Source organism: Kribbella sp. NPDC058693 (assembly GCF_042715335.1).
Classification (GTDB): Bacteria; Actinomycetota; Actinomycetes; order Propionibacteriales; family Kribbellaceae; genus Kribbella; species Kribbella jiaozuonensis.
In genome coordinates this window covers 147,156-165,500 of the sequence record NZ_JBHXSQ010000006.1, presented here as the reverse complement: position 1 = coordinate 165,500, position 18,345 = coordinate 147,156, and the positions used below count along the sequence as shown (strand labels likewise).

General features: G+C 67.7%; 19 protein-coding genes and 2 pseudogenes. 14 read left to right on the top strand and 7 right to left on the bottom strand.

The annotated features are described in order from the left end of the window. The first annotated feature begins 15 nt into the window (after window positions 1-15). Window positions 16-450, top strand: a complete 435-nt coding sequence (locus ACFWUU_RS37955) for a MarR family winged helix-turn-helix transcriptional regulator (protein WP_137257635.1) — start codon at window positions 16-18, stop codon at window positions 448-450. Between the two features lie 4 nt (window positions 451-454). On the opposite strand, the gene ACFWUU_RS37950 is transcribed toward ACFWUU_RS37955, so the two are convergent. Beyond that, entirely contained in the window at window positions 455-1,396 is a 942-nt protein-coding gene (locus tag ACFWUU_RS37950) for an aldo/keto reductase (protein WP_380183543.1), read from the bottom strand. 175 nt (window positions 1,397-1,571) lie between these two features. Here ACFWUU_RS37950 and ACFWUU_RS37945 point away from each other — a divergent pair, with 175 nt between their 5' ends. Beyond that, window positions 1,572-1,679, top strand: coding sequence for a transposase family protein (locus ACFWUU_RS37945; RefSeq protein WP_380183541.1), 108 nt, complete (start codon window positions 1,572-1,574; stop codon window positions 1,677-1,679). Here ACFWUU_RS37945 and ACFWUU_RS37940 read toward each other — a convergent pair. The 4 genes and pseudogenes from ACFWUU_RS37940 to ACFWUU_RS37925 form a co-directional block, all read right to left on the bottom strand. Beyond that, window positions 1,646-2,695: pseudogene (locus ACFWUU_RS37940) on the bottom strand (DDE-type integrase/transposase/recombinase); the annotation flags it as partial. The gene ACFWUU_RS37945 and the pseudogene ACFWUU_RS37940 sit on opposite strands and share 34 nt — an antisense overlap. A gap of 83 nt (window positions 2,696-2,778) precedes the next feature. Then, a complete protein-coding gene (locus tag ACFWUU_RS37935) occupies window positions 2,779-4,581 on the bottom strand; it encodes a hypothetical protein (RefSeq protein WP_380183158.1) in 1,803 nt (600 codons plus the stop codon). A 727-nt stretch (window positions 4,582-5,308) separates the two neighbouring features. Continuing rightward, window positions 5,309-5,671: a MerR family transcriptional regulator gene (locus ACFWUU_RS37930; RefSeq protein ID WP_380183156.1), complete on the bottom strand. Its 363-nt coding sequence runs from the start codon at window positions 5,669-5,671 to the stop codon at window positions 5,309-5,311. Window positions 5,672-5,696: 25 nt separating this feature from the next. Further along, window positions 5,697-6,410 (bottom strand): GAF and ANTAR domain-containing protein, encoded by a 714-nt coding sequence (locus tag ACFWUU_RS37925; protein ID WP_380183154.1) that lies wholly within the window; start codon window positions 6,408-6,410, stop codon window positions 5,697-5,699. Window positions 6,411-6,540: 130 nt separating this feature from the next. On the opposite strand from ACFWUU_RS37925, the gene ACFWUU_RS37920 reads away from it, so the two are divergent. The 6 genes from ACFWUU_RS37920 to ACFWUU_RS37895 all read left to right on the top strand — a co-directional run bounded on the left by ACFWUU_RS37920 (window position 6,541) and on the right by ACFWUU_RS37895 (window position 11,332). Further along, the gene (locus tag ACFWUU_RS37920) at window positions 6,541-7,971 is read left to right on the top strand and encodes a SpoIIE family protein phosphatase (RefSeq protein ID WP_380183152.1); all 1,431 of its coding nucleotides are present in this window, start codon (window positions 6,541-6,543) and stop codon (window positions 7,969-7,971) included. Window positions 7,972-8,037: 66 nt separating this feature from the next. After that, window positions 8,038-8,469, top strand: coding sequence for a hypothetical protein (locus tag ACFWUU_RS37915; RefSeq protein ID WP_380183150.1), 432 nt, complete (start codon window positions 8,038-8,040; stop codon window positions 8,467-8,469). After that, window positions 8,466-9,695, top strand: a complete 1,230-nt coding sequence (locus tag ACFWUU_RS37910) for an NRAMP family divalent metal transporter (protein WP_380183148.1) — start codon at window positions 8,466-8,468, stop codon at window positions 9,693-9,695. The genes ACFWUU_RS37915 and ACFWUU_RS37910 overlap by 4 nt, the downstream gene beginning before the upstream one ends. Window positions 9,696-9,697: 2 nt before the next feature. Next, window positions 9,698-9,991, top strand: coding sequence for a hypothetical protein (locus ACFWUU_RS37905; RefSeq protein ID WP_380183146.1), 294 nt, complete (start codon window positions 9,698-9,700; stop codon window positions 9,989-9,991). After that, on the top strand, window positions 9,978-10,319 hold the full coding sequence (locus ACFWUU_RS37900; protein WP_380183144.1) for a hypothetical protein: 342 nt from the start codon (window positions 9,978-9,980) through the stop codon (window positions 10,317-10,319). The genes ACFWUU_RS37905 and ACFWUU_RS37900 overlap by 14 nt, the downstream gene beginning before the upstream one ends. Beyond that, entirely contained in the window at window positions 10,319-11,332 is a 1,014-nt protein-coding gene (locus tag ACFWUU_RS37895) for a DNA topoisomerase IB (protein WP_380183142.1), read from the top strand. Before ACFWUU_RS37900 ends, ACFWUU_RS37895 begins: the two co-directional genes overlap by 1 nt. Before the next feature lie 3 nt (window positions 11,333-11,335). Here the strand turns inward: ACFWUU_RS37895 and ACFWUU_RS37890 are convergent, their stop codons facing one another. Then, entirely contained in the window at window positions 11,336-12,220 is an 885-nt protein-coding gene (locus ACFWUU_RS37890; protein ID WP_380183140.1) for an MBL fold metallo-hydrolase, read from the bottom strand. 82 nt (window positions 12,221-12,302) lie between these two features. On the opposite strand from ACFWUU_RS37890, the gene ACFWUU_RS37885 reads away from it, so the two are divergent. Then, window positions 12,303-13,160, top strand: a complete 858-nt coding sequence (locus ACFWUU_RS37885) for a LysR family transcriptional regulator (protein WP_380183138.1) — start codon at window positions 12,303-12,305, stop codon at window positions 13,158-13,160. Continuing rightward, window positions 13,147-13,917, top strand: coding sequence for an SDR family NAD(P)-dependent oxidoreductase (locus tag ACFWUU_RS37880; RefSeq protein ID WP_380183136.1), 771 nt, complete (start codon window positions 13,147-13,149; stop codon window positions 13,915-13,917). Before ACFWUU_RS37885 ends, ACFWUU_RS37880 begins: the two co-directional genes overlap by 14 nt. Here ACFWUU_RS37880 and ACFWUU_RS37875 read toward each other — a convergent pair. Further along, window positions 13,914-14,573 carry a FadR/GntR family transcriptional regulator gene (locus tag ACFWUU_RS37875; RefSeq protein ID WP_380183134.1) on the bottom strand — a complete coding sequence of 220 codons (660 nt, stop codon included), beginning with the start codon at window positions 14,571-14,573 and terminating at the stop codon, window positions 13,914-13,916. The genes ACFWUU_RS37880 and ACFWUU_RS37875 overlap by 4 nt on opposite strands. 106 nt (window positions 14,574-14,679) lie before the next feature. On the opposite strand from ACFWUU_RS37875, the gene ACFWUU_RS37870 reads away from it, so the two are divergent. From ACFWUU_RS37870 to ACFWUU_RS37855, 4 genes and pseudogenes are all read left to right on the top strand, one after another. Continuing rightward, entirely contained in the window at window positions 14,680-16,146 is a 1,467-nt protein-coding gene (locus tag ACFWUU_RS37870) for an MFS transporter (RefSeq protein WP_380183132.1), read from the top strand. Window positions 16,147-16,149: 3 nt separating this feature from the next. Then, the gene (locus tag ACFWUU_RS37865) at window positions 16,150-17,052 is read left to right on the top strand and encodes an ABC transporter substrate-binding protein (protein WP_380183130.1); all 903 of its coding nucleotides are present in this window, start codon (window positions 16,150-16,152) and stop codon (window positions 17,050-17,052) included. Beyond that, window positions 17,049-18,038 carry an ornithine cyclodeaminase family protein gene (locus ACFWUU_RS37860; RefSeq protein WP_380183128.1) on the top strand — a complete coding sequence of 330 codons (990 nt, stop codon included), beginning with the start codon at window positions 17,049-17,051 and terminating at the stop codon, window positions 18,036-18,038. Before ACFWUU_RS37865 ends, ACFWUU_RS37860 begins: the two co-directional genes overlap by 4 nt. 93 nt (window positions 18,039-18,131) lie before the next feature. Continuing rightward, a pseudogene (locus tag ACFWUU_RS37855) lies at window positions 18,132-18,345 on the top strand (NAD-dependent malic enzyme); the annotation flags it as partial.

Below are 18,345 nucleotides of genomic sequence, written 5' to 3'. Positions count from 1 at the left end.
CAATAAAGGGGTGACATGACCGACACCGAGACGTTGAGCAAGCTTCGTGGCGTGATCTCCAAGCTCGCGCGGGAGCTCAACGCCACGGCGACCGACGAGGGCCTGACGCCGACCCAGGCGTCCGTGCTCGGCCTGATCACGTTCCGCGGCCCGCTCGGGCTGACCGAACTGGCTCAGCTCGAAGGGCTCAATCCGACCATGTTGTCCCGGGTGGTGGGTCGGCTGACCGAGCTCGGGCTGATCCAGCGCGACCCGAACCCGGACGACCTGCGCGCTGTCCGGGTCGAGGCCACCGACGCCGGCCGCCAGTTGCACGAGCGTGTCAAGCTGCTCCGCACCGAGGCGCTCGGCGCGTGCCTGGACCAGCTCCCGGAAGCATCCGCGCAGACGATCATCGACGCGCTCCCGGCCCTCGACGAGCTGGCCCAGACCCTCCGTACGAACCGCTGACGGCTCAGCGCACGTCGAGTTGCTTGAGCTGGTCCTCGGTCAGGGTCATCGCGGTCGCATCCAGAGCCGCTTCCAGTTGGTGGAGCTTGCTGCCGCCGAGCATCGGGCGGATGCCTTGGGCAACCAGCCAGGCGAGGACGACCTGGCCGCGGGTCGCGCCGGTCTGCTGGGCGACCTGGTCGAGGGCGGCGAGGCGACGGGTGCTGCCGAGATGGTCGTACGCCTCGGGGATCTGCTTGTCCGGGTTGTCGTACGCGCCGGCCAGCAGCGGGGTGTAGGCCCAGATCTCCATCCGGTGTTCACGTGCGTGGTCGAGCTGCTCGTTGCTGAGTTGCCCGAATGGGTGCGCGGTGTCCTCCGGCAGGGTGCCGGGGCGGACCTGGAGGTAGGTGGCGCTGAGCTGCAGTGCGTCGATCGGCGCTAAGCCCTTGGACCTGGCGTGGGTACGGGCGCGCTCGATGCGCCAGGCCGGGTGGTTGGATGCGCCGATTCGTCGTACTTGACCGGTTTCATTGAGTTCGGCAACGGCGTCGACGGTTTCCTCGATCGGCGTACTGCGGTCCTCCTGGTGGAGCCACAGCAGGTCGACCTGGTCGATGCCGAGCCGCTCGAGGCTGCCGGCGAACGCGTCGTGGATCGCTCGCCGGCTCAGACCCGCGCGCTGATCCGGCCATGATCCGGCCCACAGCGGTTCCGCGCCGACCTTGGTGGCGATGCGGATCCGGTCGCGTACGCCGGGGCGCGCGGCCAGCCACCGGCCGAGGACGCGCTCACTGGCGCCGCCGCGGCCGTCTTCAGTTGCCCAGAACGCATAACAGTCGGCGGTGTCGATCCAGACACCACCGCGCTCGACGAAGCGGTCCAGCAGCGCGAACGACGTGTCCTCGTCAATCGCCGTACCGAACATCATCGCGCCGAGCACCAACGGGGAGGTAGGAGAAGTCATGCCGAACACAATCCAACCTGGAGCGCACACCAGGTCAACCCCACCCACCGGGTTGTTCAGAACCCTCAAGAAGAAAAGCAAGAGAAATAAGAAGTACAGGGAAAAATGATAGAGAGGGAGTCGGCTGCCTGGCTGGGCTGGGCGTCCACCGAGCCTGGGGTTGTACCGGCAGGTCGTGTTGGTGCTGCTTTTGCTGTTGCGGCACAACGTTCCCCAGATGATGCTGGCCGACCTGTTCGGGATCAGCCAGCCGACGGGTTGGTCGTCTCGGGTTTGTGCATAGTAGGTCGCCTCGGCTTCGGCGGGTGGGCGTCGGTCGAGGCGGTGCATGAGCTGGCTGGTGTTGTACCAGTCGACCCAGTCGGCGGTGATGGCCTCGCCGCTGGTGAGGCCGATCAGGGGTTGCCGCCGAAACGGTGAGTTGTCGCGGATGCATTTGGTCTTGTGGAGCCCGATGGTGGTGTCGGCCAGCGCGTTGTCGTAGGCGTCACCGACCGACCCGATAGACGGGCTGAGACCGTGCAGGTGCAGGGTTTCACTGAGGTGCACCGAACTGTATTGAGACCTGGCATCTGAGTGATGAATCGCCTTGTTTTGCGGGGGATTGCCCTCCGTCGCGCGGAGTGCTGCGGCTTGGGCGATGGCGCGTTCGACGAATGCGGTGTGTGCTTGGATGTCGAGCACTTCCAGCCGACGATCCGTCCAGCGAAGGCATCGATGACGAAGTCCGTGTAGGCGAACCGGTTCGGCGTCGGCACCCGGAACTGCCGCTCGACCAGGTCCGGAGCCCGGCGCGGACGGGTCTGGCGTCGTGGTACGGATCTTCTTTGTCCTGCTCACGCCACGCCACCCGTTCGTCCTTCCTCAGCCGCTTGACGGTGCAGCGCGCCACCAAGATCCCGTCGCGATCGGGCAGCCATGCGCGCTCAGCGCACGGCAGATCGGAGCGACCCCGAATCGAGCCTTCTGCTCGGCGATGAACCCGCAGATCAGCGCTGTCGCGGGTCGCTCTCGGGCACGAAGAAGCTGGTCGCCGCCTTCAGGATCTCGATCGTGCGTTCCAGCTCGGCGTTCTTCCGCTTCAGCTCCCGGTTCTCCCGGACCATCTGCGAGGACCCCCCCGGCCTCACCGGCGTCGACCGCGGCCTGGCGAACCCAGCGGCGCAGCGTCTCCGGCGTCATCCCCAGCCGGCCCGCGACAGTGGTGATCGCCTCCCACTCACTGGCGTAATCGCCCCGATGCTCGGCCACCAATCGGACCGCCTTGGCCCTGGTCTGTTCGTCGTACTTCCTCGGCATGAATGCCACCTTCCCGACGAAGGAGGTGCGCATCAAAACCCGCGTGGTTCACCGCTCGGTTATGCCGCTGCCTGAGCAGGTCCTTAGCTGTCGGGTGTGTGGTTGGGGAGGCGGTGGGTTCCGGTGGGGTCGACGTGGAACGTGAACCCGTGGGGTGTCGTCCATTCCAGGGTTTTGAGGTCGACGCGGCGGACGGTCCAGCCGCGGGCGTGGGTTTTGACCCGGTGCGCGTAGCGGCTGAGCGGCGCGAGATTGCGGGTGCTGGTCTGGCCGGCAGCACCGGTGGGGTGGTGTGGGTCGTAGGGCTTGATGTGGTCGAGGTCGATGGTGCGGTGGGTTTCGCGGGTGCCGTAGGGGAACAGTTCGACGGGGTGGGTGAGTCGGACGCGTTCGCGGATCCGGTTGGGGATCTCGTAGGCGTCGGCGCTGACGGCGTCGTTGAGGTCGATGACGGGCTTGACGACGTACGGCCCGTGTCCGACGAGCTCGGTGAGCTGGTCGGCGAGCATGGGACCGATTCCCTCGGCGCGCAGCACACCGTTGCCGGTGGCAAGTGTGTGGTCGGTGAGGTGCACGAAGACCTCGGTCCGCGCAGGACGCAGCTGTCCCGTCGAGCCTGTGGGATGTGTGTGCGCCGCTCGCTTGATCTCGGCCAGCCGAGCGTCGAGCGCCCGTTGGGCGGCGGCGTCCATCGGAGTTCCTGGATCAGGTTCTGTCCGCGGACCGGGAACGTAGCTCGTGGGCCGACTGTCGAACGGGTCGGTCGCCGGATCCGGCTCGCATAGCTCGAAGTCTTCCGCGGGCGGAGCGTCGCGTGGCTCGAGCGGATCAGGCAGGTGGGCTGGGTTAGGTAGAGCGGGCGCGCCCGACTGCATGGACCTCCTACGGTCGGGTCCGCAGTGCGGGCTGGTCAGATTGCGGTGGATGGCGGGTCGGGCGGCGCTCGTCGGGTCTGTCTCAGTTGCAGGCGTGCCGTCGTATCGGCGGCTTGCTGGGCGAGTCGCTGTACCGCGCCGGTTCGTGTGCGGGGACGAGGCAGGAGCGGAGTCGGCGGAGTCGGCGGAGTCGGTATCCGCCGAGGTTGTGGGAGTTGGGTGGTTGGGAGTTGAGTGGTTGCGGGCTTGGGTGAGGAGTTCTTGGGTGTAGCGGGGGTCGGCGATGATGCCGATGGCGTCGGCGCGGCGGTGCTGGAGGTGGCGGGTGTCGCCGAAGGTTCTGAGGGCGTCGGCGATCGCGGCGATGGTCGCGTCGTGCCGGATGACTGCGGCGGCGGGAGCCTTCGCGAACAGGGTCTTGTTGCCGTGGTCGTCGCTGCGGCCGACGAACACGCCGCGCTCATCTGCTGCCTCGGCGGCCTCGTCGCGGGCCAGGTCCGGATCGGCGTGGAGTTTGGCGGCGCGGACGATCTTGTCCAGCCGGTACGGCGTGATCGAGTCGATCAGCGGCGCGACGCGTTGGTCGACGTACCGGGCGGCTTCCTCGGAGAGTTTCATGCACGCCGACGCGAGCTGGCGCGCCTTCCACGGGGTGGCGTCACCGGCTTGTACGCGTGCCCAGGTGAACGGGAACCGGTGCCGCAACGCCAACGCCTCACCGATGAACCGCGCAGCCACCATCGGCGAGATCCCCAGCACGACGCCGAACTCGGCGATCGCAAACTCCGCGATCTCCGGGCAGCCTTCACCACCCAGCACCACGGCCCGCTCCCGCCCATCGGGGGACCGGCGACCAGGCCGGACGCCACACGTGGACGGGTGGAACCGGTCGGCGTAGATCTGGGCGTGCTCCAGCAACCGCGCGTCGGCCCGGTTGGCCATCACGCGATGCTCGACGGCCGACTCCAGCAGCTCGGCCGTCGAGAACTCACCTAGATCATTCTCGAACATGCGTTCGATTATATATGCCAGATGCGAGAATCTCCAATCGATCATGCTCGAAAGCCCTTGTTTACAAGACGAACGCGTGCGCAGCGTACCCTCGCAGTCAGGTTCTCCGGCCGACGACGACTGCCACCGGACTGCCGCCGGACCGCCGGACCCAGCCGGGCACCCAACCCCCACTCGATCTTTCGTCTTTCCTTGTCTCTGAGGGTTATTCAGAAGTCACCAGCCGAGTCGTCTGCACGGGATGGTTGCGGTGGTGCCGAGGTGGCCGGCGTCGCCCAGCCAGGTGTGGTTGTCCAAGACGCCCTCCCAGCCGCACTCGGTGATCGCGCGGCGGTCGTGGCTGCGATCTGGATGTTCAGGCCTGGCGGCGTCGTTTCCCGGAGTAGTTGCTGGTGCCGTTCGCACGGTTCCCGATGGGTCGGCCAGCATCATCTGGGGAACGTTGTGCCGCAACGGCAGCAGCACCAACACGACCTGCCGGTACAACCCCAGGCTCGGTGGACGCCCACCCCGCCTTGGCCGTCCTTCGACCATCTGGAACACCCGCCCGACCAGTTCGCTAATCCAATCCTTCTATCGCGGTGGGTCGATGCACCTTCTGACACGCCGAGCATGACCGGGCCGCCCAGCCCGGCCAGGCAGCCAACTCCCTCTCTATCATTTCTTCCCTGTACTTCTTATTTCTCTTGCTTTTCTTCTTGAGGGTTCTGAACAACCCTCTTGAGGTCTACTTCTCGAGCTGGTCGCGGTACCAGGCGGCTTTTTCTTCTAGGCGGGTGCGTTGGGACTGGAGTTCGGCGATTCGGGACTCGACTACCTTGGTGTGTTCTTCGATCAGGGCTAGGCGTTCGGGCATGGTTTTGTCTGAGCGGGCGAGTTCGCCGTAGCGGCGGAGTCGTTCGATCGGCATGCCGGTGTCGCGTAGGCAGCGTAGGAAGTCGAGCATCGCGAGATCGTCGTCGGAGTACTGCCGTCGGCCGCCCGAGTTGCGTGCCACCGGCGGGAGGATGCCCTCGCGCTCGTAGTAGCGCAACGTGTCGATGCTGAACCCGGACCGCTCAGCCGCCTCCGCCGGACCGTACCTAGTCATGCACCGAGCCTAGACGCGCAGGTGGTCAGGATCGAGGGAGACTGCGGGTGTCGATGAGCTGGCGGGCGACGTCGTGGAGCTTGGTGTTGGTCTGCTGGGAGTAGCGCCTGAGGACCTGGAAGGCGCGGTCGTCGTCCAGCCCGTACCGCTCCATCAGGATGCCCATCGCCTGGCCGACGAGTTTGCGGGCGTCGACCGCGAGGTTGAGGTTCTGCTCGCGGCGGGCGGTCGCGACGGCGACCGACGCGTGCCGGGCCAGGATGTGCGCGACCGCCTCCGCGTCCGGTCCGAAGGCGTCGGGCTCGACGCTGTAGAGACCCAGCACGCCGACGGTGCCCGCGGCCGTCCGCAACGGCACGTCGAGAACGCTCCGCACTCCCAGCTTGAGGACCTTCTTGGCCCAATCCGGCCAGCGCACCTCCGACGTGGTGTCCGGCACCACGACAGTTCTCTGGCTGCGCATGCACTCGACCAGCGGACCGATCTCGCCGTCCATCTGGAAGCGGTAGATCTCGGCCACGGTGGGATCGGTCGCGGCCGGCACCTCGGGGTTTCCACCCTTGGCGTAGAGCGCGACTCCGGCGTACTGACAGTCGACGGCCTGCAGCGCGAACTCCACTACGGCCTGAACCGTCTCATCCACACCGCCCGCGTCATGCATCTCCAGAGCCAGTCGGGCGAACGTCGCGGCGACTTGGTCGGGGTCCCGCAGCGCGGACTGAGGTTCGAACTCATCCACCTCTCCATGATGCACCTCAGCCTCAACCGGAACGAGGCGACGCGGGCGGTTTGTTGCGCCGTGAGTCGACCGCGCCGGAATGGGCACAGGTAGATCTCAGCCCGGGATCGCTCTCGGATGGAGGTCGGGGATGTACGAAGAGGCCTGGCGGACGGCCGACACGTTGCACGAGGCGCCGCCCCCGACCCGGTTGCCGGTGTTGCCGGGCGTCGACCTGTCCGCGCGCTACCTCCTGGCGGAAATCGGAGCAGGCGCGGGTGGCGACTGGTTCGACACCGTGGTCCTCGACGACGACCGGGTCGCGCTGATGGTCGGGGACGTCGTCGGCCACGGAGCCCGGGCATCGTGGGTGACGGATCGGCTGCGGGCCGCCTTGGCGATGGCGCTGCAGGACGGCGCGGATCCGGCCACCGCGATCGGCCGGCTGGAGAAGTTCGCGAGCCGGGTGCCGGGCGCGGAGGCCGCCACGGCGTGCGCCGCCGTACTCGATCCCGCCACCGGGGACCTGACCTACTGCACCGCCGGGCATCCGCCGCCGGTGATCGCGTCGATGGCAGGCAAGGCGCGGTACGTCGAACCTTCCGGCGGCACCCCGCTCGGCGCGCCTGGCGGGTACGAGGTCTGCACCGAGCACCTCGACCTCGACGACGTACTCCTGCTGTACACCGACGGGATCATCGAGCGCCCACAGTGCACCGCGGATCAGGCGACTGCCGACCTGCTGCGAGCTGCCGCAGCGGGAAGTGGCGCATCACGCCAGCCCGCCGAGCGGGTCACCGAGCACGTTCTGCAACTGCTGAACGGCCACTCTGACGACATCACGGTGCTCGCCGCGCACCGCCGTACTCCGGTGCCCGCATTCACGCGGACCGGACCTGCTGTCAAGGCGACTGTGGGACGGTACCGCGACGAGTTCGCGGCCTGGCTGCGGGCGCTGAATCCCGAGCTGGTGTTGGTGATCGGGGTCCACAACGCGGTCCTCGAATTGATGTCGAACGTCGTCGAGCACGCCTACTACGACAGCGCACCAGGTCCGATGACCCTGGCCGCGGAACTGACGCGGAGCGGAGAGCTGGAGATCTCGGTCCGGGATGAGGGCCGCTGGAAGAACAGCGAACCGGCGTCCGGACGTGGACGCGGCCTGGCGCTGGCCGGTTCGACGGTTGACGCGCTGTCGGTCGATCGCACCGATTCCGGTACGACGGTGACGGCGCGAACCGCGCTGACGAAGGCGCCGAGCCAGGTCGTGGGGGAGGTGATGCCTTCGACGGAGCCGGCCGAGTTCTCGGCGGAGGTCACCAACGGGACGTTGCTTGTCGGCGGGCCGATCGACATCACCACCGCCCGCGGGTTCGACCGCATCCTGCGCGAGGTGGCGCGCCATGCCACCATCCCGCTGGCCGTCGATCTGTCCCGCGTCACGCAGCTGGCCAGCGCCGGCATCCAGGTTCTCGCCGCCGCCCTCCGCCGCAGCGGCCGCAATCTCGAACTGGTTGCCTTACGCGGTACTCCGGCTGAGCACGTCCTCGCGCTGACCAGGCTCCCGCACCGCACAGCCTGACTGATCGCGCGTGGGCCTGGGTACAGGTGCCTCGTCGTACGACTATCGGACCTCGGATGGTGACGTGTGCTGCGGTGGATTGCAGTCGGCGTGCTGGCGGCGGTGGTTCTGGCCGGTTGCGGTGACCCTGATCAGACGCTCCGCGACAACGCCGCACAGACAGCGCGTACCGCCGCCTCGGAGGTGAATACGACCCGCCTGGTCGTCGAACAACTGCAGGCACACCGGCTCTGGGCGCAGCCGGCCCGCCGGATGATCGATGACGCCGAGAAGAGTCTCGGGAAGACGGCCGACTCGTTCTCGACGCAGCAGCCGTCGACCGAGCAGTCGGCCAGGCTGTACGAACAGGTCAACTCGACGCTGGACGATGCGGTATCCGCGGTGACGGCGGTCCGGATCGCGCTCGGGAACAACGACCTGGCCGCGGCCGAACGGCAACTCCCGGCGCTTCGACTCTCCAGCAAGGACCTCGAGCGGGTCGGGGAACTGGCGAAATGAAGAAGCTCCTCGGGGTCACGCTGGGGATCCTGACCGCGATCGGCGGGTTCGTCGACATCGGCGACCTGGTCACCAACGCCCTGGTGGGCGCGCGGTTCGGGATGCACCTGGCCTGGATCGTCATCGTCGGCGTGATCGGGATCATCGTGTACGCCGAGATGTCCGGCCGGGTCGTGGCGATGTCCGGGCGACCGGTGTTCGACCTGATCCGCGAGCGGCTCGGTCCGCGGACGGGACTGCTCGCACTGGTGGCCTCGTTCCTGGTGACGCTGCTGACGTTGATCGCGGAGATCGGTGGTGTCGCGCTCGCGTTCGAGCTGGCGAGCGGGGTCAGCTACCTGCTGTGGATGCCGCTGGCGGCGTTCGCCGTGTGGCTGGTGATCTGGCGGGTCAAGTTCTCCCGGCTGGAGCAGGTCTTCGGGTTGCTCGGACTGCTGCTGATCGTGTTCGCGATCGCGCTGTTCAGGCTCGGTCCGGACTGGGGCCAGTTGTTGCACCAGGCAACCCGGCCGCATCCCATCGGTCACGAGGGCTGGGCGACATACGCGTACTACGGGATCGCGTTGTTCGGCGCCGCGATGACGCCGTACGAGGTGTTCTTCTTCTCCTCCGGAGGGGTTGAAGAGAAATGGACGCGCCGCGACCTGGGGACCGAGCGGACCAACGTGTTCATCGGGTTCCCGCTCGGCGGGCTGCTGTCGCTGTCGATCATGGGGTGTGCCGCGGTGCTCTTCCTGCCGGCCGGTATCCAGGTCGGCACGCTGGGGCAGGTGGCGCTGCCGGTGGTCGTTGCCTTGGGCAAGATCGGGTTGGCGGTCGTGCTGCTCGGGATGTTCGCGGCGACGTTCGGCGCGGCGCTCGAGACCGCGTTGTCGTGCGGGTACACGATCGCGCAGTACCGCGGCTGGCAGTGGGGCAAGCTCGTCCGGCCGCGGGAGGCGTCGCGGTTCCACGTGGTGATCATCGTGTGCCTGGTGCTGGCGGTGCTGACCCTGCTGACCGCGGTCGACCCGGTGAAGGTGACGGAGTACTCCGTGGTGTTCGCCGCGATGGCGTTGCCGCTGACGTACCTGCCGATCCTGATCGTCGCGAACGATCCCGATTACGTCGGCCGGGAGACGAACGGCCGGGTTCGCAACGCCGTCGGGCTGTTCTACCTGGCGCTGCTGACGATCGCGTCGGTCGCCGCGATACCGCTGATGATCATCACGAAGGCAGGAGCGTGACGATGGCTGGACGGGTACTACATGCGCAGCTGCATCTGCTCGACCAGCAGCTGATCGACCAGGCCGACGGTCATCTGGCCGGAAAGGTCGACGACGTCGAGCTCGATCTCGATGCCGACCCGCCGGTGGTGGCGGCGTTGATCTCCGGCCGGGCCGAGATCCCGGCAGGGCGGATCGCCGAGATCGAGACCGCCGTGACGATCTCGGCCGCCGGCCTCGACCTGGACTACTACGACGACTGGATCGAGCACCACGTGATCGACAAGATCCCCGGAGCCGGCGATGCGACTGAATGAGCTGCTCGGACGACGAGTGTTCGATGCCGACGGCAACGAACTCGGCGGTGTCGCCGATGTGCGCCTGGTCCAGGACGGCCCGTTGCTGATGTCGATGCAGCGCGCGCTCCGGGTCGACGGCCTGATCGTGGTGGAGAACCGCGCCACGCGCCTGTTCGGGTACGAACGCCACATCGGCCCCGAGCTACTGCGCCGGCTGGTCCATGCACGACTGGGCAGCGTCTGGTACCTGCCCTGGAACGAGGTCGACGAAATCACCGACAACACCGTCACCACGACGAGCCGGCGCGACGACCTCCGTCCGCTGGAAGAAATGGCCCGGTACTGATGCGGCTGCGAAAGAGTCAGGTCGACAAGTCGGGATTCCGTCGCCGGCGACGCGGAACTGGATTCAGCTACCTCGACCTCAACGGCAAGACGATCAAGGACGTCGATGTGGTGGAGCGGATCCGGACGCTGGCAATCCCGCCCGCGTGGGAGGACGTGTGGATCTGCCCGTACCCGAACGGGCACATCCAGGCGACGGGTACCGACGAGGCGGGACGGCGGCAGTATCTGTACCACGACGACTGGCGGTCGGCACAGGACCTGGTCAAGCACGACCGGGTGCGCGAGTTGGCGCGCAAGTTGCCGGCGTTCCGCGAGGCGGTGGACGAGGATCTGTGCACTCGTGGCCTCGACCGGCGGCGGGTGCTGGCGGTCGCGCTGCGGATGCTCGACTACGGCGTCTTCCGCACCGGGAACACGCAGTACGCCGACGAGAACGGCAGCCGTGGTGCGGCGACTTTGCTGCGTGACGACGTCCGCGTGAGCAAGGGGAAGGTGGTGTTCGACTTCGTCGCGAAAGGTGGGCAGGAGCGGACGATCGTGCTAGACGATGATCGACTGATGCAGGCTATTCGGTCGCTGAAACGCGGTCGGCACAAGAATCCGCGGCTGCTGGTGTACCGCGACGACGAGGGCTATCACGAGATCGACGCCGGCATGGTCAACGACAGGTTCCACGAGCTGGTCGGCGACGACTACACGGTGAAGGACCTGCGGACCTGGACGGCCACGGTGCATGCCGCGGTGGATCTGGCCGACGCCGACCCGCCGACCACGAAGGCCGCGCTCAAGACGGCGGTGAAGGAGATGCTCGCGGAGGTCTCCGAGCATCTCGGCAACACGCCGGCGGTCGCCCGCAGTTCGTACGTCGACCCTCGCATCATCGATCAGTTCGCCCATGGCCGGACCATCGCCGAGGTGATCAACCGGGTCGGCGACGATCTCGACGACGACAAGACCCGCGCGACCGTCGAACGCTCCGTCAACCGGATCCTGGACGAAGACAAGCGGTAGCGGTCATTCGGTGCACAGGCAGTTGATGCCGTGCTCGATCCAGTCCTGGCCGGACCATTCGGGGTGGCGCTCGATCAGTAGCGCCTTGACCTCGGTGCGGAGGTCGGACTCGTTCATCGCGGAGTCCCGTCGACGCCATGTCTCGTCGCGGAGTTCGCGGAGGTAGTCGCCGACGGCGGTGAGGATCTCCGGGCCGCCGAGGTCGCCGTGACCCGGTACGACGATCTTCGGCGCGGTCGTGGTCAGTCGATCCATCACGGACAACCAGCCGACACCGGAGACATCGACGTCGTACGGCGGGAACCACGGGAAGATCGCGAACTGGCCGGTCTCGGCCAGATCGCCGGTGAACAGCAGGCCTGCGTCCGGCACCTGGATGACCTGATCGCCCTTTGTGTGCCCGCGGCCGGTGGCGCGCAGCTCGACGATCCGCCCGCCGAGATCGAGGTCGTGCGCATCGCCGTACACCTCGTCGGGCATGGGGAGCTCGACGCCCTCGAGCCGCTCGGCGACCGCCCCGCCGAACCCGCGGAACATCTCCAGATAACCAGCGCCCTTCGCCTCCAGGTCGTCCGCCTGCGTGCGGTTGACGAGGTACGTCGCGTGCCCTGCGAAGACCTGTGCGCCGAACGCGTGCTCGGGGTGGAAGTGGGTCGTGGTCAGGTACACCCGCCGTCCGCGCGCGACCTCGGTCGCCAGCGCCAGGACCTCCTCGGCGTTCGCGGTGCCGATGCCGGTGTCGACGATCAGGACGGCATCGGTGCCGCCGATGATGCCGATGTTGGGCACGAGGTCGACCCGCTTGTTCGGGATCACCAGCAGGTCGGGAGCGATCTCCTCGGCGTCGGCAACGCGGACGGCGGGATCGGGCAGCAGTACGTCGGTCATGCTCCCATCGCACCGCCTGCGCCGCTGCGACGTCCAAGACCGATCCGGTCGCGGCGATACCGTGCGGGTATCGTCGCTGGTCATGGAGCTGCGCACCCTGCGGTACTTCGTCGCCGTTGCCGAGGAACTCCACTTCGGCCGGGCGGCGGTGCGGCTCCAGATGAGTCAGCCGCCACTGAGCCGCGCGATCAAGCAGTTGGAGCGGGAGCTCGGCGCCGCGCTGTTCGACCGCTCCGCGGCGGGGGTCGCGCTCACGTCGGCAGGCGTCGTACTGCTGGCGCGGGCTCTGCTGGAGCAGGCTGATCAGCTACCGGCGCGGGTCCGCGGTGCGGTCAGCTTCACGATCGGGATGCTCGGGGACAGCACCGATCCGGGTGCGAGCCGGTTGGCGGTGGCGTATCGGCAGCAGCATCCGGGGGTGGAGGTCCGGATTCGCGAGGCCGATCTCACCGATCCCACCTGCGGTCTTCGAGCGGGTCTGGTCGACGTGGCGCTGACGCGCGCGCCGTTCGACGAGACGGGATTGACCGTGCACGAGTTGCGGGCGGATCCGGTCGGCGCCGTACTGCGGGCCGATGATCCGTTGGCTCAGCGCGATCAGTTGAAGCTCGCGGACCTGGCGGATCGGCGGTGGTTCCAGTTCCCGGCCGACACCGATCCGATCTGGCAGTCGTACTGGAACGGCGGTCAGCATCGCGAGGGTTCGGTCGTGCGCTCGGTCCAAGAATGTCTGCAGGCCGTGCTCTGGAACGGCACGGTCGGGTTGAGTCCGCTCGGTCACAACCCGCCGGGCGAGCTCACCGTCGTGCCGATCGTCGATCTGCCGCCGAGCCGGGTCGTGGTGAGCTGGAAGACAGGGGAGAGCAACCCGCTCGTGCGGTCCTTCGTTCAGCTCGCGTCCACCGCGTACCAGGGACAATGGCCCGATGAGCGTTCTTGACAAGTTCTCGTTGGCCGGGCGGACGGCGTTGGTGACTGGTGGATATCGCGGGCTCGGGCTCGCGTTCGCCACCGGGTTGGCCGAGGCCGGCGCGCATGTGGTGATCGGGGCGCGCGATGCCGCGGCGTCCAAGGAGGCGGCCGCGCGGCTGGCCGAGGCGACCGGCCGGACGGTGATCGGCGTCGGGCTCGATGTCAACGACCGTGCGTCCGGCCAGGCCGCGGTCGACGCTGCGCTGGAGGCGACCGGGCGGCTGGACATCCTGGTGAACAACGCCGGGACGTGTGTGCATCGGCCGTCGCTCGACATCCCGGACGAGGAATGGGACGAGGTGTTCTCGACGAACGTCGACGGCCTGTGGAAGCTCAGCCAGACGACCGCGCGGCACTTCACCACGGTCGGCGGCGGCACCATCGTCAACATCGGCTCGATCTCGGCACAGATCGTGAACCGTCCGCAATGGCAACCGGCGTACAACGCGTCGAAGGCCGCGGTCCATCAGCTGACCAAGTCGCTGGCGGCCGAGTGGGCGCCGCTGAACATCCGCGTGAACGCGGTCGCGCCCGGCTACGTGAAGACCGAGATGGCCCCGGTCGACGAGCCACAGTTCAAGGCACGCTGGATCGACGACGCACCGATGCAGCGCTACGCCGTACCGGACGAGATCGCCCCAACCGTAGTCTTCCTCGCCTCGGACGCCTCCAGCTTCATGACCGGCTCAGTAGTCGTAATCGACGGCGGCTACACCCTTCACTAGCTACTGCTTTCCAGCAGGGACAGGGACGCGGCGGCGGCCGAGGTGGCGTCGCCGGCCTCGATCGCCGCGGCGAGGGCCTCGTGCCAGGTGTCCTCGCCGCGCGCGAAGACCTGCAGGCACTTGTCGTCGCGGACGCTCTCGGCGAGTGCCTGTGCGAAGCTCGTGTAGAGCTCGATCAACAGCGGGTTGTGCGACGCACGGGCGACACACAGGTGGAACTCGACATCAGCACTGACGAACGTAGCCTCGTCGCCTGCCTCACCAGCGGCGGCGCGAGCACCAAGTGCCTTGTTCAGCGCCCGGATGTCGGTCTTCGTACGGCGAGATGCCGCGAGGCCGGCCGCGACGATATCGAGCCCACGCCGTACTTCGAGCACATCGCTCTGCTCGGCCACGCCGAGCCGACGCCGGATCGCGACATCGGTGACATCGCGCGCGGTCACATACGTGCCGTCGCCCTGCCTGGTCGCCAGCAGACCCGCCTGCACCAGACCACGCACCGCCTCCCGCACGGAAGCCCGACTGACGCCCAACTGCTCAACCAGCTCGGTCTCCGAAGGAATGCGCTCACCGACCGCCCACCGCCCGTCGGTGATCTCGTCCCGCAACTGCGTCCCGACGGTCTCCACCAGTGAGACCCTCTCGACCTTCTTCATCGCAGCCTCTTCCTTAAACATCAGATGACTGGTAATCCTATCACCAAGCAACCCCGAGATCCCGGCTCGGTCCCGACAAAAACTTCCGTTCAAGGAGGTCGGTCCGATGCACAACGCAGAATCACCGAACCAGCTCGCCTCCCAGCCGTCCCGACCGGCGGTCGACGACCGTCCGCCGGCGGACGCGGTGTCGGTGGTCGGGCGGGTTCTGGACGCCATTCCGTTCAACCGTGCCCACCGCCTGATCCTGCTGATGGTGCTGCTCGGCGCGTTCTTCGACGTGATGGAGGAGAACTCGCTCGGCGCGGTCGGCCCGGCGCTGAAGTCGGTCTGGAACATCTCCACCCCGGAACTCGCGTTCCTGCAGACGGTGACGATCGGCGCGATGATCATCGGCAAGGTGGTCACCGGTGTGCTCGGCGACTACAAGGGCCGCCGGTTCGCGCTCGGGTTCAACCTCGCGATCTACTGTCTCGGCGCACTGATCTGCGCACTCGCTCCGGGGTACGCGGTGCTCGCGGTCGGCCGGTTCATCGTCGGGCTCGGGCTCGGCGGTGAGATCGCCGCCGGTATGACGATGCTCAGCGAACTGGTCTCGACGAAGTACCGCGGTGCTGTGGTCGCGTCGCTCAACGTCGGCGCCGGCGGGTTCGGCAACGTGGTGTCGTTCGGTTTCGCGGCGGTCGTGCTCGGTCCGCTCGGCAATTTCTTCGGTGGCGCGGACACGAGTTGGCGGTGGATGTTCGGGTTGTTGTTCCTGCCTGCACTGCTCGTGCTCGTGTACCGGCGGTTCCTGCCGGAAACACCGCGGTACCTGGCCTCGCGCGGCCGGATCGACGAGGCGAACGGCGTACTCACGCGGCTCGCAGCCGGTCGGCTGAAGGACGAGGGCGGCCCGGTCACGCCGTACATCGAGACCGTGGTCGGAACGGCGCCGCGGGTCGAGAAGGTGCGGTTGGCGGAGGTGTTCCACGGCGTTCTGCTCCGTCGTACGTCGGCGCTCGCGGTGATCTCGTGGATGACCTTTGGTGCGCAGGTGACGGTGCTGGTCCTGATGCCGACGATCCTGGTCGAGCAGGGATACACGATCACGAAGAGCCTCGCGTTCACGATGGTGATGAACATCGGCAGCCTGCTCGGCGCGGCGGCGGCGACGTACGCGGCGCTGCATCTGCCGCGACGGTTCGTGATCACCGTCGGCGCCGTGGCGGCTTGCCTGGCCGCGCTGGCCTTCGGGTTCCTGGCGAAGTCGCCGGCGTTGGTTCTGTTGCTCGGCGCAACCTTCCAGTTCTTCGTGTTGTTGCTGAACAGCACGATCTTCGCGTGGGCCCCGGAGCTCTACCCGACCCGGGTCCGCGCGTTCGGCACCGCGATGGTGGCGGTCCAGGGCAATGTCGCCGGGGCGTTCGTCCCGATCGGCGCCGGGCTGCTGTTCGACCGCGCCGGTGTCGTCGCGGTGTTCGTCCTGATCGCCGCCATGTACTCGGTGATGGCCATCGCGAGCCGGTTCGCGCCGGAGACCCATGGCCGCTCACTTGAGGACATCAACACCTCAACCTCCCAAGGAGTCTGACCTATGGACCGCTTACACGTCAGCGCCACCTCGCACTGGCCGAACTACCTCCCCGAGTACGTCGCCCGCGAGTTCGGGTACTACGAAGCCGAAGGCCTCGACTTCTCCCGGAGCGCCCCGGACGACTGGACCCAGGTCCTCACCGACCTTGAGACCGGTACGGCGAACGTCGTACTCGGCGGGCTCTGGGTGCCGGCGATGTATCACGGCCGCGGCCGCGGGTACCGCGCCTTCGCACAGCTGAACGCACGCAACCCGAAGGCGCTGGTGACCCGGGAGAAGGTCGCGGACTTCGACTGGAAGAACCTCGAGGGCAAGATCGTGGTCGCACCGGGCGCCGGTGGCACGGCGCCGTACGTGCACACCGCGGGCCTGATGCGGAAGGCCGGTGTCGATATGTCGAAGGTGCGCTGGGTGCGCGACCTGTCCGGCTCGATGCTCACCGAGCTGTTCCTCGGCGGCATGGGTGACGCGCTCGTCACCGACCTGGTGAATGCCGCCTACCTCGAGCATCGGCAGCAGGCGTTCGTTGCCGTCCGCCACGATCGTGCCGGCGGGCTGATGCCGAACAGCGTGTACTACACGACCGACGAAGTACTCGCCCGCGAGGATCGGCTGATCGAGCGGTTCTGCCGGGCGCTGCAGCAGTCGCTCGACTGGTTGAAGGCGCACGACGCCGCGGAACTGACCGACCTGCTGGCGCGCGAGTGGCCGGGGCTGGACACCAAGGTGCTGATCGGCGTCGTCGACGACCTGCGGTCCAGCGGGATCTGGGACGACCTGCGGATCAGTGAGGACGGGTACGGCGAATGGATGCGCATCCTCGCCGAGGACGGTCTGATCGACGCCGCCCCGGCGTACGACGATCTCGTCGACTCGCGACCTGCGTCGGCGGTGACGTCATGAGACCGATCCTCGCGCTCAGCCGGGCCGAGATCGCGAAGACGCTGGAGATGCCCGAGGTGATCGAGGCGGTCGAGCAGGCGCACGCGGCGCTGACCACCGGCGGTGCGGTGCAGGCCGAACGGTCGACGGTCGAGGTGCCCGGGTGTACGACGCTGCTGGTGCCGATGACTGCTGCGATCGCGGCTCAGCGCGTGGCCGGGATCAAGCTGCTCACCGACACGCCCGCCAACGCGGAGCGATCGATGCCGGTGCAGCAGTCGACGGTGTTGCTGGTCGATCCGGAGACCGGTTCGTGTGTGGCGATTCTGGACGGGCCGGCGTTGACGTTGTTCCGGACGGCGGCCGCGTCGGCGGTGGCGACACGTCATTTGGCTCGTTCGGCGTCGCGGACGCTGGGACTGGTCGGGGCCGGGGCGCAGGCTCGGGCTCATCTGGATGCGTTGGCCTGTGTGATGACGGTCGAGCGGGTCGTGGTGTGGAGCCGGACTCACGAGCGCGTGGAGGCGTTTGCTGCCTATGCCCGGGAACGGGTGGGTGAGGTGATCGTTGCCTCAGGCTCTGAAGAGGTGGTGCGCGCGGCGGACGTGCTTTGTACGTTGACGCCGTCGCGCGAGCCGGTGGTGCGGGGGGAATGGTTCGCCCCGGGGCTACACGTGAATGCGGTGGGTGCTCCGCCGCGCCCGGACTATCGCGAGATCGACACCGCGGGCATCGTCCGCAGCCACGTGATCGTCGATAGCTACGACGTCGTACGCCGGGAGTCGGGCGACGTCCTGGTACCGCTGGCCGAGGGCGCGATCACAGCCGACCATTTCAAGACCGAGCTGGGCGACGTCGTGGCCGGCGTTCGACCAGGACGCAGTACGGACGACGAGATCACCCTGTTCGACTCGGTCGGCCTCGGTCTGCAGGACGTCGCAGCAGCACGACTGGCGGTCGACGCGGCCCGCCGTACGGGACTCGGCGTGGAACTAAGACTCACCTGACTCCCACCCCCGAAAACGTGTGACCCGCCCCTCGCCGGGATCGAGCCGGCGGGTCACACCTCGGGACCACCTATCTGACAGAGGAGTTGCTGTATGCCCACACCGAGTCCGGGCTATTCGATCACCGCACGCCTGGAGGCCCCCGCCTCCCCGCATACGACCGCTGGTCTGACCAGTGCGATCGGTGCGGCCGGCGGCGCGCTCACCGCCCTCGACGTGGTCGAGTCGCGCGCCGACCGGGTTGTCGTGGACGTCACCTGCGACGCGGTCGACGCGAACCACGCGGCGGCTCTCGAGAAAGCGCTCG